The 15,881-nt window shown below is 68.7% G+C and carries 12 protein-coding genes and 1 pseudogene; 6 read left to right on the forward strand and 7 right to left on the reverse strand.

The window, feature by feature from the left end:
* The first annotated feature begins 83 nt into the window (after nucleotides 1-83).
* From DB30_RS18595 to DB30_RS18605, 3 genes are read left to right on the forward strand one after another with little or no spacing between them, the layout of a single operon-like run.
* Nucleotides 84-2,786 (forward strand): protein kinase domain-containing protein, encoded by a 2,703-nt coding sequence (locus tag DB30_RS18595; RefSeq protein WP_052550797.1) that lies wholly within the window; start codon nucleotides 84-86, stop codon nucleotides 2,784-2,786.
* On the forward strand, nucleotides 2,783-4,138 hold the full coding sequence (bioA, locus tag DB30_RS18600) for an adenosylmethionine--8-amino-7-oxononanoate transaminase (protein WP_052550799.1): 1,356 nt from the start codon (nucleotides 2,783-2,785) through the stop codon (nucleotides 4,136-4,138). The genes DB30_RS18595 and bioA overlap by 4 nt, the downstream gene beginning before the upstream one ends.
* Entirely contained in the window at nucleotides 4,135-5,436 is a 1,302-nt protein-coding gene (locus DB30_RS18605; RefSeq protein ID WP_052550801.1) for a hypothetical protein, read from the forward strand. The genes bioA and DB30_RS18605 overlap by 4 nt, the downstream gene beginning before the upstream one ends.
* Here DB30_RS18605 and DB30_RS18610 read toward each other — a convergent pair whose 3' ends face one another.
* On the reverse strand, nucleotides 5,437-6,153 hold the full coding sequence (locus DB30_RS18610; RefSeq protein ID WP_165703832.1) for a PA14 domain-containing protein: 717 nt from the start codon (nucleotides 6,151-6,153) through the stop codon (nucleotides 5,437-5,439). It abuts the gene before it with no gap.
* A gap of 104 nt (nucleotides 6,154-6,257) precedes the next feature.
* Nucleotides 6,258-7,010 (reverse strand): MXAN_5187 C-terminal domain-containing protein, encoded by a 753-nt coding sequence (locus tag DB30_RS18615; protein WP_146659520.1) that lies wholly within the window; start codon nucleotides 7,008-7,010, stop codon nucleotides 6,258-6,260.
* Between the two features lie 223 nt (nucleotides 7,011-7,233).
* Between DB30_RS18615 and rseP the strand changes: the two genes are divergently transcribed.
* The gene (rseP, locus tag DB30_RS18620; protein ID WP_052550807.1) at nucleotides 7,234-8,898 is read left to right on the forward strand and encodes an RIP metalloprotease RseP; all 1,665 of its coding nucleotides are present in this window, start codon (nucleotides 7,234-7,236) and stop codon (nucleotides 8,896-8,898) included.
* Between the two features lie 23 nt (nucleotides 8,899-8,921).
* The gene (tsaB, locus tag DB30_RS18625) at nucleotides 8,922-9,656 is read left to right on the forward strand and encodes a tRNA (adenosine(37)-N6)-threonylcarbamoyltransferase complex dimerization subunit type 1 TsaB (protein WP_052550809.1); all 735 of its coding nucleotides are present in this window, start codon (nucleotides 8,922-8,924) and stop codon (nucleotides 9,654-9,656) included.
* Between the two features lie 32 nt (nucleotides 9,657-9,688).
* On the opposite strand, the gene DB30_RS18630 is transcribed toward tsaB, so the two are convergent.
* Nucleotides 9,689-11,320 (reverse strand): serine/threonine-protein kinase, encoded by a 1,632-nt coding sequence (locus DB30_RS18630; protein WP_165703833.1) that lies wholly within the window; start codon nucleotides 11,318-11,320, stop codon nucleotides 9,689-9,691.
* 180 nt (nucleotides 11,321-11,500) lie between these two features.
* Between DB30_RS18630 and DB30_RS18635 the strand changes: the two genes are divergently transcribed.
* Nucleotides 11,501-12,541 carry an alpha/beta hydrolase gene (locus DB30_RS18635; protein WP_052550813.1) on the forward strand — a complete coding sequence of 347 codons (1,041 nt, stop codon included), beginning with the start codon at nucleotides 11,501-11,503 and terminating at the stop codon, nucleotides 12,539-12,541.
* Here DB30_RS18635 and DB30_RS18640 read toward each other — a convergent pair.
* The 4 genes and pseudogenes from DB30_RS18640 to DB30_RS18655 all read right to left on the reverse strand — a co-directional run.
* A pseudogene (locus DB30_RS18640) lies at nucleotides 12,527-12,877 on the reverse strand (peroxiredoxin family protein); the annotation flags it as partial. The gene DB30_RS18635 and the pseudogene DB30_RS18640 sit on opposite strands and share 15 nt — an antisense overlap.
* A 12-nt stretch (nucleotides 12,878-12,889) precedes the next feature.
* Nucleotides 12,890-13,162 (reverse strand): redoxin domain-containing protein, encoded by a 273-nt coding sequence (locus DB30_RS18645; RefSeq protein WP_146659530.1) that lies wholly within the window; start codon nucleotides 13,160-13,162, stop codon nucleotides 12,890-12,892.
* Between the two features lie 2 nt (nucleotides 13,163-13,164).
* Entirely contained in the window at nucleotides 13,165-14,151 is a 987-nt protein-coding gene (locus DB30_RS18650; RefSeq protein ID WP_052550819.1) for a bestrophin family protein, read from the reverse strand.
* Complete coding sequence (locus DB30_RS18655) at nucleotides 14,148-15,827, reverse strand: serine/threonine protein kinase (RefSeq protein ID WP_146659532.1); 1,680 nt, start codon at nucleotides 15,825-15,827, stop codon at nucleotides 14,148-14,150. The genes DB30_RS18650 and DB30_RS18655 overlap by 4 nt, the downstream gene beginning before the upstream one ends.
* Nucleotides 15,828-15,881 lie beyond the last annotated feature (54 nt).

A 15,881-nucleotide genomic window follows, 5' to 3' on the forward strand; every position in this document is an offset into this window, starting at 1 on the left:
ATTTTCCGGCTGCCCGCCTGCGAGCCGCACGCAGGGTTGGAAATCGTAGCAATTTCGGGGTATCGGCTAACATCCTGAGACGCGTGTTCCCGCCCGATCAGACCGCCGAGCTGAGTACGCCGGCAGGCCGCAAGCCAGCTCGCGCAGACGTCGCCGCCGCCGCCGCCGACTCGATCGCGGATGGCCGCAGCCAGCACCGCGCCCCGACCAAGGTTGGTGTGTGGGAAGAGGGCGCGATCATCAACGATCGCTACACGCTCGAGCGGCGGCTCGGCAGCGGCTCGATGGGCGAGGTGTTCCTCGCCAGCGATCGGCTGCTCAAGAAGCACGTCGCGCTCAAGGTGCTTCGCGGTGACATGGCCAAGAGCCGCGCGACCGTGCGTCGGTTCTTGCGGGAGGTCGCGCTGGCGCACTCGGTGACTCACCCCAACGTCGTCCGCATCTACGACACGGGCGAGACCGACGGGCTGCCGTATTTCTCGATGGAGCACTTGCAGGGGCAGACCCTCGAGCAGCTAATTGATGTGAGCCGGGTGAGCCGCGGCGGCCGTGGCAACAACGGCGACGCCGATGACAGCGGTAGCGGGCCAGCCCAGGCAACGGGTCAACCGACCGGCGTGCGCGCCCGCGAGGTCGACGGTGGTGAGCTGGGTGATCCGCCCATGACGCTGCGTGAGATCCGAGAGATCAGCTACGAGATCCTCTCGGGGCTCGCGGCTGCGCACGCGGCCGGTATCGTCCACCGCGATCTCAAGCCCGCCAACGTGATGCTCACCCACCGCGGGGCGATCGTCATGGACTTTGGGGTCGCGGGCTTCGACTCCCCGACCCCCGGTGTCCGCCCCAACCCCGCCGAGGCCCGCTCGCTGGTCCGCACCGAGGCCGGGACGATCTTTGGCAGCCCTGCATACATGGCTCCCGAGCTGTGGGAGGGCGCGCCCGCGACGGTCCAGAGTGATCTGTATTCGTTTGGCGTGATGCTCTACCAGATGTTGAGCGGTCGCCTGCCGATCGAGGCGCCCAACGCCAAGGTGTTCCTGATCAAGCTCAAGGAAGAGAAGCCGCCGCCGATCCGGCAGCTTCGCAAGGACACGCCGTGGAATTTGGCGCTGTTGGTGTCGAGGTGCATGTCGTCGGATCCCGAGCAGCGCCCCATCTCGGCCAACGCAGCGGCCAACCTGGTGTCGCCGCTGGCCAAGCGCTGGCGATGGATCATCGCCGCGGGTGTGCTGGCGATCACGCTCGGGTTGATCAGCCTCGGGCTGCGCAGCGCGGAGGAACGGCGCTACCTCGACATGGGCCTGCCCGACGCGATCGCGGCCGCGGATCTCGACGCGTTCGTGCGCAGCTTCGATGTTGGCGACCATGCCAGCGCGGTCCGACAGATCGAGCGTCTCGAGGTCCGCGCCCCCGACTCGGCGGCCGTGGTGTATTGGCGGGCGACTCTCGAGCACGCGCTGGGCAACGAGCCGCGCCGCTGGGATCGCTGTCAGGCGGCCGGCTACACACCCGACGGGGCCGGCGAGCAGTGGCGCGGCAGCGCGGACTGGCGCGAGCTGGCGATGGGCGCGTGCTCGGCCTCGTACAGTCTCTCGTCGGAGCTGAGGGCGCTGCTCGACCCGAGCAAGTCCAGCAACCTCCCCGACGCGTGGCTGCCTCTGGCGGTCAACGAGTCCTTGGTCCCGCGCATCGAGGCTGCCCGCGATCTCGGGCCAACCTTGCGCCAAGAAGCGCAGGACGTGCTGCAGCGCCTCGATGAAGCGCCCGATCTGGAAGACGGCCCGCCGCTGGCGATCCACTGGCAGCTCGCGCGCTTCGAGCTGCACGTGGCGCTTGGCCGCTTCGACGAAGCTCGCAACCTCCTCGACGATCTGCTGACGGGCCACCCCGAGGCGCCGATCGTGTTGGCGAGGGCCGCCCAATTCTACGCGCTCAGCGGCGAGATCGACCGCGCCAACGAGTGGGCCAAGCGAGTGGAGGACTACGATCCGCGCCCAACCATGCGGCTGCTGCTCGACGCTGGCCGGCTGAACGACGCGACGGTGATCATGGATCGCTACGCAACCGGCCCGGGCCCGCACCCGCTGCAACAATGGATGCTCGACAGTTGGTGCGGCTACGCCTACCGCTTCGAGCTCGACACGGCCCCCGAGCGCTGCGGCGCCGTGGGCCCGGGGCTCGTGCACAACATGTGGATCGCGGGGCGCCTCGATGGCGCCGACCAGCGGGCGATGAGCACGATCGAGCGCGAGATCGCGAGCGCGCAGGTCTCGATCGATCGCCGCGAGTGCTGGGCGCGGGGCATCCAGGCCAGCGTCGTCACCCACACCGTGCCGCCGTTCGAGACCTACCTGCGCCAGCTCGACATCTACGCAGCGCTCTGCTTCAACGGCGGCGACGCGCGGCCCAACCCCAAGCTCGCGCGCCGGCTGGCCGACGATCTCGTCAGCGTCGCGCCGGGAGATCCGTGGGCGCTGCTGGTCGACGCGCAGGTCGACGACGCGCTGCTCGCCTCGGCCACCGCCACCAACAAGCGCCGCGAGGTGCTCGAGCGCTGGCGGCAAGCTGACGCCGACCTCCCGTTGGTGCGAACGCTCCGCAAGCTGGTCGGCGAGCCAGCGCCGACCGACCCGACCGACCCGACCGACGCGTCCGAGCCCGACTCTGAGCTAGACCCTCAGCCAGATCGGGAGCCCGGCAGCAGCGAGCCAACCCTGATGACCCCCGTTGGCGCCGGCGAGCCAGATCACGCGGACGAGACCGACGATGCGGGCGAGGCCGAATGAGTGAGCTCAGTCGCCGGGATCAGGCCGTGCTCTGGCACCCCGCGACCCACTTCGGCGATCTCGAGCGCACGCCCCCGCTGCCGATCCGCTCGGCCCGCGGGGTCTGGCTGACCGACGAAGATGGGCGCCAGATCCTCGATGGGATCGGCTCGTGGTGGACGTCGATCCACGGCCACGGCCACCCACACATCGTCGCGGCGATCCAGCGTCAGGTCGCGCAGCTCGACCACGTGATGTTCGCGGGGTTCACCCACACGCCGGCGATCGAGCTCGCGGAGCGGCTGCTCGCGCTCGCGCCACGCGATGAGCAGGTCCACTACGGCAAGGTGTTCTACAGCGACTGCGGCTCGGCCTCGGTCGAGGTCGCGCTCAAGCTCAGCTATCAATCACGCGTCCTCACCGGCCAGACGGGTCGGCGACGATTCGCGGCGTTGCAGCGCAGCTATCACGGCGAGACCCTGGGCGCGCTGTCGGTCTGCGGCAGCGAGGCCTGGCGCGAGCCGTTCTCGGCCCTGCTCCACGACGCCCTGTACCTGCCGGTTCCCAGCTTTGCCGCCCACGAGCACGAAGACCTCGATCCGGGCGAGGGCGCGGGCCTGGGCGCGGACACCCCCGAGGCCGATCGGGCGGTCGCGCTGCTCGAGGCCCACGCCCACGAGCTGACCGCGTTCGTCGTCGAGCCGCTGATCCAGTGCGCGAGTAAGATGAACATGCCCGGCGTCGGCTTTTATCGGCGCCTCGTCGACACCTGCCGGCGGCTGGACATCCACGTGATCGCGGATGAGATCGCCGTCGCGTTTGGGCGGACGGGCAAGCTGTTCGCCAGCGAGTGGGCCGGGCGCGCCCCGGATCTGCTGTGCCTCAGCAAGGGCCTGTCGGGCGGGGTGTTGCCGCTCGCGGCCACGCTGATCCGGGCCGGCTTCGAAGACGCGTTCAAGGGCGACCCCGCCCGCAGCTTCGCCCACAGCCACACCTTCACGGGCAACCCGATCACCTGCGCGGCCGGGCTCGCCAGCCTCGAGGTGTTCGAGGCCGAGCGCACCCTCGCAAACCTGCCCGAGCGCATCGCACAGATGGCGACGCTGCGGCGTGAGCTCGCGGATCGACACCCGCAGGTGATCGAGAGCCGCCAGGCCGGGCTGGTGGGCGCGCTGACCCTCGACCGCACGCGCGGCCCCGCCGATGGTCGCTTGGGCCTGGCGCTTCGGGCCGCGGCGATGGACCGGCAGGTGCTGCTGCGGCCGCTGCATGACACGATCTACTGGATGCCTGCCCTCAACGTCGACCCGGCCGCGCTCGCGCGCCTCGCCGAAGTCACGGGTGAGATCATCGACGAGGTGCTGCCGCGATGAGCCGCGCTCGCGGTCGGGCGCTGGGGCTCGGTCTGATCGCGCTGGTGGTCGCAGCAGGCTGCGAGGATCCCCGCGGGCCGATCGACCTCGACGCGATCGTCACCCCGGCCGGCGAGTGCGTGACCGTTGTGCACGAGAGCCTCGAGCTCGACGGACCGGTGCATCGCTTCATCAGCGACGCCCCTGGCTCGGCTGGCGGGTGGGCGCTGACAACGTTCATCAACGACGCCCAGTTCGAGGAGCTCGCAATCGTGCGGGTCCCGGCCAGCCCGAGCGAGGCCCCTACCCCGATCCTCGAGCTTGGTGTCTTCACGCCCAGCCCCAAGCACGTCGAGATGCGCGCTGGGGCCGACCCAGGCGAGGCGTGGGTGCTCAGCGAAGCTGGCAACGCGACCGTGCTGCGGCGGCTCCAGCCGGAGCTGGGCGTGACCGCGAGCAACAGCGATCTCAGCAACTTCCCCGTTGACGAGCACAACGGCAGCTGCCCCACGGACTACTCGCGCAGCTTGTTGGTGGCGGAAGGTCGGCCCTACCTGCTGGCGATCCCAAACTGCAGCACCGACCCCACGCTCTCGCTTGGCCTGCTCGCGCTCGAACGCGAGACCCTCGAGTTTGGGACCAGCTGGGCGTTGACCTTTGATCCCTGCGCCCACGCAGAGGCAGCCGGCTGCGCGCTCGCGCTCTCGTACTGGCTCCCGGTGATCGGCGCGGGCGGCTCGGCGCTGCTCCCTGGCACGTCGCGGGTCCCGATCGGCTTCACGCAGCAGCGCGCGCTGGCAGACCCGCTGCCCAACGCACCACCCAACCAGGATTTGGCGCCGGTCTCCGACGTGGCCCTGCTCGACATGCGGGTCACCCCGGGCGGCCCAACGGCGCGGCTGGTCACGCTGCGCTCACTGTGGGTCCACACCTTCCCGGTCTCGCTTGGCCCGGTCGCCGTCACGCAGGACCCCTATTCGATCCAGCTGCACGTGCGCAACGATCTCCTCGAAGACGACGCGCTGCTGCTGCGGTTCGACACGATCGACGATGTCTACATCCCGCTGCGGCATCCCCTACCGCTCGATGGACGGGGCCGGTTGGTCCAGCTCGCCGACCAGGGCGTGATCCTCGATGTCCACGACGGCGTGCTGCAAGGCGTGCCGCTGATCGACGTCGGCAGCTGGCCGCTGTGGACGACCTACGATCTAATTGAGCTACCCGACCTCCTCGACTTTGAAGTCGCTGGGGTCGGGCAGTTGTTGTTGCGACGCGAGCAAGCCCCGCCGCAGGTCGTGCACCTTGCGTGCTTGGAGTGACTACGCGCCGGTGGCGTCGGGTTTGAACAGCACCTCGGTCGGGACGATGACCTTGTCGCCGCCGTTCATCGCCCACGCGAAGTGCATCGTCATGAGCGGGCCGTCCGCTTGGATGTAGCGGATCTCGAGCCTGTACTCACCGGGCGCGAGGTACAGCAGCTCGCAGGCCTCGACGGCTTCTTCGTGGACGCCGTCGTTGTCGACGAGCAAGGTGTCCTCGAGCAGCAGCTGCGAGCCGTCGTCACTGTGCAGGCACAGCTCGTACTCGGCCTCTTCGGTGATGTTGATTGAACCGGAGAACCGGATGCCGTAGTTGGAGGTCAGCTCAGACGCGCCCGGAAAGCCGTTGGCCGCGTCGTCCTCGTCAAAGTCGAGGTTGGGGACCACGAAGCTGCTGCTGGGCTCGCCAAGGCTGCTGAAGTCTGGAACGGCGGAGACGGCAGCGACGGCGAAGCCCTCGGCGAACAGCCCGTTGGGTCCTTCCTCTTCGCCACTACCCTCGTCGGGGACGACGCGCGGCGGCTTCTTGGCGGTGACCTTGCGGGCCTTGGTGTTGCGCCCGCCGCTGCGGGTCGCCGTGGATCCTCGCGCGCGGCTAGAGCCCGTTGTTGCGGAGTCGGAGTCGCCCGAGCCGTCAGCGTCGGTGGCAGCGTCGGGATTTTGGGTCTCGTCGACTTGCTTCTTCGCACAACCGGCGAGCGCAAGGACAGAGACCATGGCCAATGAAAAGTAGGTTCGCATCATGTACCTCTTCTTGTCGGGGGGCTCAGACGCGGAACGATAGGAGGGATTCAGCGCCCCGTCCACGCGGCTGGAGTGAGTCATGAGGCCTTTTGGTCAGATCGGCGCTTGCGAGCGCGCAACCGGACCTTGCCGCCAGAGGTGTCGACCTCGAAGCGGATCTCGTCCCCGTGCTTCTTTTGCAATTTGGGCACCTCTCGAGCCAGCTTGTCGATCAGGCGGCCGTAGGTCAGGCCGGAGACCGACTCGCCTGCGGCCTTCTTGGCGGCGACAAACTGCTTGAACAGATCCCGAGCCTCGCGGGCATCGACCCCGTCAGGCAAGTGCCGACTCGCCGCGCCGCGAGCCGTGGCCGCGCCGCGATCGACCTTGGGCCGAACGCCACTCTTGCTCGCGTCACGCTCGACCTTGGGTCGAACCCCGCTCTGTGCCGGATCGACGATGGTCCGCACCCCACTTTGTGCAGCGGCGCTCCCGTCTTCTTCGGCCCGGCGTCGCTGGGCTTCATACTCCCGCCGCGCGGACACGGCCAGCAGCCGCTTGAAGGTTCCCTGCTCGATCTGCCGAAGGATCCGGGTCCAGTAGTGCTCGTAGGTGACGACCCGCGCCTTGAGGGTCTGGGTTCGAAACCGCAGCGCCGTCACCCCTCCGCGCATCCGTTCGATGTTTCGCAGGTGCAGCTTGACAGCGTCGTGCTCCCTTCGCGGCGGGATCCGATCGACGCCGTTGAAGTAGCGCTCGTACGCCACCTTCAGCATCTCGATCTCCGCCTCGAGGTCGTCGAGGATGTCCATCGTGAGCCGCGCCGCTTCAGCTTTCTCCGCTCGCGCCAACGGCGTGATGCTACCTGTGCTACCGGGGACGCGCTAATTGTCTGAGCGGCGCTGGACCGCGCACGCGGGATCCGCGACCTCTCACCTGCGGCAAAGCGTGAGGCAAAGCGCCCCATGTTGGTGGAGATGCCCCCAACGGCGTGGCCCTGCTTGCTCGCTTCGACTATGAAGGCCTGGCCGTGTCGGCGTACCGATCGACATGCGCAGAATTCGCAGCTGCGCGATGACCAAGATCCTCGCCTTCATTCTTCTGATCGGGCCCCTGATCTTCATCCACGAGCTTGGTCACCTGTTGGCCGCCAAGCTCGTCGACGTCAAGGTGGGGCGGTTCTCGATCGGGTTCGGACCACCGCTGCTACGCCGGACGATCGGCGAGACCGAGTACTGCTTGGCACCGATCCCACTGGGTGGGTACGTGACCTTGCTCGGGCAAAACCCCTACGACGAGGTGCCCGAGCAAGACCGCGATCGCGCGCTGTCGAACAAGCCGCTGTGGGCTCGCTATCTGGTGCTGGCGGCCGGTCCGATCGCCAATCTGATCGTCCCGATCCTGCTCTATTTCTTCTTCTTTCTGACCCACGCCCTGCAGCCGCCGCCGGTGATCGGCACGGTCCTCGACGGCTCGGCCGCCGCGCTCGCGGGCCTCGAGCCGGGGGATCGGATCGTCGAGATCGACGGCGACGACGTGCGCTCGTGGAAAGAGATGCAGACCAAGGTCGCCGCCTCGCCCGACCTCGAGCTGCGGATCGAGATCGAGAAGCAGGGCAAGCGAGTCGAGCGCTTCGTGACCCCGCGCCGCACCTTCGTAGAGAACCCGCTCGGGGTCCCCGAGCCGCGCGGTGTCCTGGGCGTCTACGGGCACTTCTACGCGCCGCAGATCGGCATCGTCGACCCCACGTCGCCGGCCTACGAAGGCGGGCTGCGGACCGGTGATGTGATCACGTCGATCGACGGCGAGCCGGTCCGCACGATCGAAGAGCTGCAGGCGCTGGTCGCGACGCCCCCGGACTCCTTGGTCCGACTCACCTACCTGCGGCCCAACGCGACCGCGTTTCAGCTGGGCACCCTGCTGTGGTTCGAGAGCCACCACGCCCAGCTGCTGCCCCGCCAAGAGACCCGCGGGCGCACGGGTCTGCCAAACGCGCCAGACAGCTCGCCCACGGGGGTGTTGCCGGCCAACACCTTCGTGCGCGCGGTCAACCATGACTCGCCGGCTGCCCGCGCGGGGCTGCTGCCTGGCGACCGCGTCATCGAGGTCGATGGCCAGCCGGTGACGCGCTGGGAGTCGGTCGCCAACATCCTCGATCGTGCGCAGGACAAGCCCGTCAAGCTGTTGGTCCAGTCGCTTGGCGGCGAGCCGCGCGAGCTGACGGTCAAGCAGGATCTGCGCACCCGCAAGGACATCTACAAGACCGAGTTCAGCTACCTGTTCCTTGGCGCCGAGCCGTACGGGATCAGCCAGGCACCGGACCTCGAGCCAATTCGCGGGCGCTTCACCTACGCGACCCGGGCCTCGTGGGGCGAGACCGTCTACATGCTCGAGATGATGTGGACGGCGCTGCGCCAGATGGTCACGCTGCAGCGCGGCGTCGAAGAGCTGAGCTCCGTGGTCGGGATCTTCGCGTTCGCTGGGACCGCCGCCGAGCAAGGGCCGACCGAGTTCCTGATGCTGATGGCGCTGATCAGCTTGAACCTGGCGTTCGTGAACCTGCTGCCGATCCCGATCCTCGATGGGGGTCACCTGCTGTTCTTCACGATCGAGGCGATCCGCCGCAAGCCGCTTGGCCAGCGCGCCCGTGAGATCGCCAGCGCGATCGGGCTGGTCGTGATCCTGCTCTTGATGCTGATCGCGCTGCGCAACGACGTGATGCGGTTTTGGATGGACTGAGTCGGGGGACTTGCATGGGATGGATGCTCTGCTTTGACGCCTCGGCACCGCGCACCTGCGTGGCGCTTGGGCGGGTTGGTTCGACCGATCTGGATCAGCTGGATCAGCTGATCATAGAAGACGAGAGCGAGGACCCCGGCAGCCAGACCTCTGCGCGTCTGCATCTGCGGCTTGGGGCGGCGCTCGAGCGCGCGGGCATCACCGCGGCGCAGCTCGACGTGGTCGCGTGCGGGCGCGGGCCAGGCACGTTCACCGGCTCTCGGGTCGCGGTCGCAACAGCGAAGGGCTTGGCGATCGGGCTTGGTGTTCCGGTCGTGCCGGTCTCGACCCTGGCCTCGCTCGCGGGCTCGGCCGCGACCAACGGGCGGGTGCTCGCGGTGTTGGACGCCCGCCGCGATCAGGTCTACGGGGCGCTGTTCAACGTGGGCGCGAGGATCGAAGCGCTCGACGAAGAACGCGTCACCGAGCTCGCGGCGCTGATCGCCAGCTTGCCGCCCACGCACCGCGGCGCAGACGTGACCCCGCTCGGTCCCGGGTGTGGACCCTACGCGGACCAGCTGCCGGAGCCCATGCGCGCGCAGAGCATCGTGAGCCCAGGTCCAACGGCGGCGGGGCTGTGGCGCGCGGCTGTCAGCGCCCTGCGAGCCGGGGCGGCCGTCGATCCCGACGCGTTCTGTGTCACGTACCTACGCCAGAGCTACGCACAGATGGGCATTCACAAGCCAAAGCGGCCCGTGTTCAAGAGCCCCTTCGTCTGAGCCGGCAGGTGGCCGGGCCCGCACGGGCCCTCTCAGTCCCAGGGATCGAGCAGGTCTTCGTGGGCGATGCCCTCGTTGGCCTTGCTGTCGGGCTTGACCGAGGGTTTGGGCTCAGCCTCGGGCTCAGGCTCGGGCTTGGGCTTGGGCTTGGGCTTGGGCTCCGCCGGGGCGGCCTTGTCCGGCTTCGTCGTGGCGCGCTCGTCTTCAACCGGCGGAGTGGTTCCCTGCGTGGCCCCGACGGCCTCGGCCGGTTCCGCGGGATCCGGTCCATCCAACGCTGCCGCGGGGGCGCTGACAGGCGGCTCCGCTGACGCCGGGCGCGGGCGCGGGCTCGGTGGTGGATCGGGGATGCTGGCTTGCTCGGCCTGCTCGGTGGCGGTGGTGGGCGGCTCCGCGATCAGCCGCGTGACCAACCACCAGCCGCCAAAGCCGACCCCGCCGATCGCCAGCACGCTGCCCAGCACCATCGCCCCCACCGCCGCGAACGACGGAGCGCGCGGCTTGGAGGCTGGCGGCTCCGGCACAGGATCGGGATCTGGCTCGTCGTCGATGATCGTCTGCGCGACTGGCTTGTAGCCGTTGGTCAGCTCTCGCGGATCTCGGGGCGCGCTCCGGCCGGCGTAGCCCATCGGACGGGCGCCCGAGTGCGCGTCGCGGGCGACACCAGCTGCGGCCGCGGCGAAGTTGGACACGTCGGACAGGGCCGCCATGAGCTCGCGCAGATCGGCGTAGCGTCGCGCCGGGAGCTTGTCCAGGCAGCGCAGCGCGACGGCCTCGAGCTCGGCGGGGATGAACTGCCGGGGCGCTCGCTCGCCGAGTGACTTGGGCGCCTCGTTGATCTGCCGCCAACGTAGCTGCTTGGGGTCGCCAGTGAAGGGTGGGTCGCCCGTGATCAGCGCGTGGAGCAGGCAGCCGACCGCGTAGACATCGCTGCGTGGATCGGGCAGCGCACCGCGACACTGCTCGGGGCTCATGAACGCTGGCGTCGCGTCCTCGGCCGCGCGGGCGTGGCCAAAGTCGAGCACCTTCACGAGCTCACCCCCAGACTCGCCAGCGTCGCCCGCGTCAATCAAGAGCACGTTGCCGGTGTGCAGGTCACCATGGATGACGCCCTGTTCGTGGGCGGCCATGAGCGCCGCGCCGACTTGCTCGACGATGTGCACCGCCCGGGCCCACGCGACGCAGCCGCGCCGCGCCAGCAGCTGCCCGACCGACTCACCAACCACCAACTCCAGGACGACGTAGGGTGTGCCCGCTGGCAGGCGGCCGAAGTCACCGCACCCGACGAGGTGGGGGTGACCCAGCCGCCCGAGCGCTCGCGCGGCGTCGAGGATCTGCTCGCGCCCAAATTCGATCGCGACCGCCCGCGCGCGCTCGAGGTCGGTCGCCTGCCAGGTCTGGGTGAGGGGCCCCTCGCGCAACGGTTGATCGAGCCGGTACCGATCTGCGATCAGCTCACCGTGGTGGTGCGCTGGCCCGCGCTTCGCGGGCGTCGCCACGGGGGTCCCCGCGGCGCGATCGGAGGCCGTCGGCGCGACGCCAGGGTTGGGCATCCAACGCATGGATCTCGCGGGCGCCTGGTCGGGCGCAGCCTGTGGTGCGGCCCCGGCTGGACCGATCCACGCCATCGTCCGGCGCGGACCGTCGGCGTTGGCTGGGTCCATCTCGCCGAGCTTAACACGAGCGCATGACATCAATGGTCGAAGCTGCGGCCGCAACCGTTGAACCCATGATCGCCCAAAAGATCAGCCCAGCCATGTCGGCCCCAGTGGTACACCTGCGCCCGTGTTCGCGCAGGCTGTCCCACCCGCCCCAAAGCTCGACATCCCCGGCCAGGAGGCCGCGTGAAACGCCTCCTGCGCGGCGGGGTGCGGGGTCTGGCCGCCGCCCCCGAGCGGCTGCTTCGGGCCAGCTTTGGGGCCCCGCCACGCAGCGATCGCGGGATCGAGCAAGACCTCCACACCCACGTGCTGCTCTCGCTCATGCGCTTGGGCCGGCTTGGCGAGCTCCACCACCTGAGCCCTGCCAAAGCCCGGCGTCACTACCAGAGCGACGGCGCGTTGGTCGATCTTCCTCCGACCTCGCTCGCCGAGCGGCGCGACTTCACAATCCCCGGCCCCGCCGGATCCTTGCCCGCGCGCCTGTATCGCCCCCACACCGAGGCCGCCTCGCTGCCAGTACTGTTGTGGTTTCACGGCGGCGGCTTCGTGATCGGCGGGCTCGACACTCACGCCAACGCGTGCGCGTGTCTGGCCAGCCGCGTGGGCTGCATCGTCGTCGCGGTCGACTACCGCAAGAGCCCCGAGCACAAATTCCCATGCTCGAGCGACGACGCCCTGGCCAGCGTGCGCTGGGCCTACGCGCACGCGACCGAGCTCGGCGGAGATCCGGATCGTGTGGCGATCGGCGGAGACTCGGCAGGCGCCAACTTGTGCGCGGGCCTGTGCCACCGCCTGCGCGACGCGGACCTGCCCCAGCCGGCGCTGCAGGTGCTCATGTACCCAATGACGCAGTGCGACGCGCCGTTCCCGTCGCGCACCCAGTTCGGCGAAGGCGCGCTGCTGACCACCAAGATGATCGACTGGTTTCACGGGCACTACCTCGGCAACCCCGAGGACGCCACGAGCCCGCTGGTCTCGCCGCTGCTGTCCGCCCGGTTCGACGCGCTCGCGCCCGCGCTGATCCGCACCGCTGGCTTTGATCCGCTGCGCGACGAGGGAGCCGCGTACGCCGACACCCTGCGCGCGGCCGGGATCCCCGTCGACTACCGCTGCCACGAGCGGCTGATCCACGGGTTCTTGACCATGGGCGGAGCCAGCCCGGCCAACAAAGAGGCGATCTTCGAGCTTGGGGACGACCTCGCCGTCGCGCTACGGCGCAGCTGAGGGGTGCTTGGCGAGCTCGGCCAGCGCCGCCTCCACGTGCTCCAACACGGCGAGCTTGCCGGGCCGATCAGCCGGGGTCTCACCAACGTAGCGCCAGAACACTTCGCGGCTGGGCATGACCACGAAGGTCGATGGCACCGCGAGGTCCTGGCCCTTCATCGCGACGCCGTAGGCCGCAGCCACCGCCACACCTTCGTCGGTCAGCAGCGGAAAGTTCAGGCCCAGCCGCTCGCGCAGCACCCTCGAGTCCGCCGCAGGATCCACGCTGATCCCGACGACGCGCACCCCGAGCTCGTCGAAGCGCGGCTTGTCCCTTGCCAGCTTCCCGAGCTGGTCACGACAGTAGGGTCACCAGTGGCCGCGGTAGAACACCAGCACCGCCGGCCGCCCTTCGGCCAGTAGATCGTCGAGGCTGACGAAGCTGCCGTCATCGTTGGGCAGCGAGAACGCTGGCGCGAGCGTGCCCTGGGTAGCTGTAGCGGTACCGGTAGCGTCGGCTGTGGTGGCCTCGGGGTTGGCCGGTGAGTCACGCGTCTCGAGCTTCCACCCGCAGCCCAAGCCGCTGCTCAGCGCGGCGACCAACAGACCTGCCAGGAGGGTCTTCGGAGCGATCGTGGTCACGATCACTGGAGTATTCCATCGACGGGCCCGAGCAGCGCCGGCAGCTCCTGCTCGCCAAGTCGCTGGCGCAGGTTGATCTCGATCATCCGCGACAGCGCCGTCAGCGGCAGATCGTTGGGGTCGAGCCCGAACGGATCTTCGATCTCGGTGCCGACCGCGTCGAGGCCATAGAACGCGTAGGCGACGATCGCCACTACGACCGGCGTCGCGGTTCCAACGGTCGAGAGGATCCCGAACGGCAGCCCGATACAGTAGAGTGCCACGATGCGATGCATCAGCACGGTGTAGCTGGTCGGGATCGGCGTGGACTTGATCCGCTCGCAGGCGCCTTGGACCGCGGTGATCTCGGTGAGGCTGCCCTCGAGCACGTTCAGGTGATGCGGGTGAATCCAGCCCCGATCGTAGAGCGCACGCAGCTGCTCGCCGATCCACTGGGTGATCGCTACAGGACGGTTGAGCTCGGCGGGGAGTGACGCGACCAGCTCGGGGGGCAGCAAGGCCTCGAGCTGCGCGATCCCGTCTTTGTCCTGCAGCCCGTCTTCGTCGCGCAGATGGTGACGCAAGGTGTGGACATAGGCGATCAGCGCGTGGACCAAGGCGTGCCGCAGCGCCCGAAGCTCCGCCTGCTCGACCTCGCCAGCGCGGTGATCGCTGGTCGCGTCGACCATGCGGGGCCCAACCAGCGTGAGCAGCTGACGCGTGAACGAGCGCGCGACGTTGACCAGCGCGCCCCACAGCTTGCGACCCTCCCAGAACCGATCGTAGCTGGTGTTGTTGCGGAACCCGAGGAAGATCGAGAGCGCCAGGCCGATCAGCGTGAACGGCAGCGGGGACAGATCGTGATCGAAGCTGCCGCGCTGCTCATGCAGCACCGTAGCGGCGATGGCGATGCCGGTTGCCAGCGAGACGCGCTTCCAGGTCCAAGCAAGCGAGGTGCCGCGGATCAGCAACAGCTGCCGCAGCCAGGAGCGACGATTGATCAGGATCACTTGATGAACGGATTCTTGACGTCGCCATCGTTGGCGCCCTTAGTTGGCAGCTGGTGATTGCTGGCTTTGGGCTGCTCTGACGCGGCTTTGGGTTCGGGTGTTGGCGAGTGCGGCCGCTTGGTCTTGGTGGGCTTGGCGTCTGCCCCGGCCTCGACCGCCACGAGCTCGTACTGATACTTCTTGGAGTCACCGTCGGGCAAGACCTCGATCGCCAGCTCGTCGTAGCCCTCGGCGCTCAGGATCAGCTGGAGCGGCTCGTCAGATCGCTCGAGCTCGATGCCTGCGGTGCGCTGGCCGGTGCTGTCGGTGCTGCCGTAGACAGCCCGGTCGCGCGCGTCGAGGATCTGCGCCGGCACGTTGGTCGCAATCAACACGCTGACGGTCGCGGCGGGCTCGGGCTGGATGGGCGGCTCGACGGCCCCGACCTCTGGATTGAGTTGAGGATCGGGCTCTACGGCGGGCTCGTCCGCTGGGTCCGCCTCTGGCTCGGCCGCTGGGTCTGCCGCTGGGTCCGGGTCCGCCTCGAACTGCGTAGGACCACGCAACGACAGATACACGATCGCAAGCACAGCGAGCAGCAGCCCCCCAGCCGCCCGCCAACCACTGCGGTTGCGATCCTCCGTGTCCGCCGGCACCAAGGCTGGCGCGCCGGTGGTAGCTCCCGCGAAGTTGGTGGGCCCGCCCGTTGGCCGCGCGACCGACTCTGGCACGATCTCGACCGGGCCCGCGCCGGTGCCGACCGCTTCGATCGCGGCGATCATCTGCGCCATGGTCTGGAACCGATAGTCGGCGTCCTTTTGCATGGCCTTGAGCACGATCGCCTCGGCCTCTGCGGGGATCCCTGCGTCGGGGGCCACGTCCGACGGCCGCGGCGGCACATCGAACATTTGCTTGGACAGGATGCCCATGAAGGTCCCACCCGTGAACGGCACGCGCCCGACCAAGAGCTCGAACATGATCACGCCAAGGGCGTAGATGTCGACGCGATGATCGACGTGCTCGCCCTGGGCCTGCTCGGGGGACATGTACTCCGGGGTTCCGAAGATCATCCCGGTCTGCGTGAGCCCCGGCCCGATCTGCTCGCCGCTCTGGACCTTGGCGATGCCAAAGTCGAGCACCTTGATGAAGTCCTCGTCCTTCTCGCGGCGGATCCGAAAGCAATTCTCGGGCTTCATGTCCCGGTGAATGATCCCGGCAGCGTGAGCGGCGTCGAGCGCTCGACAGATCTGCAGCACCAGATGGCGGACCCGATCCCACGGGAGTGGCCCCTCGCGCTTGACCAGCGCGCCGAGATCCTCGCCCTCGAGGTACTCCATCACGAAGCACACGGAGTTGTCCGGCGTCGCGCCAAAGTCCGTGATCTCGACGATGTTTTGCTGGGGGATCATCGAGGCCGCGCGGGCCTCGGTCAGGAACCGCTGGACGAGATCAGCCCGGTGCGCGTACTGGCTGCTCAGCACCTTGATCGCGCAGCGCTTGCCGATTGTGCTGTGCTCGGCGAGGTACACCGTGCCCATGCCCCCGGCGCCGAGCTTGCTGACGACCCGGTAGCGATCGAGCAGCACCACGCCGGTCAGATCCGGAGCGTCCGGTGTGACGATTGGGTTGACGTCCTGCGGAACCGTGAGATGCGGCTCGTCTTCAGGAGGTGCAGTGGGTGCAGGGGGTGGGCTCATCGGGTGCCAGAGCCCGAGCGTACCCGATTTTACGCCCAGGTTTGGCGCCACCGT

The organism is Enhygromyxa salina (assembly GCF_000737335.2).
Taxonomy (GTDB): domain Bacteria; phylum Myxococcota_A; class Polyangia; order Nannocystales; family Nannocystaceae; genus Plesiocystis; species Plesiocystis salina_C.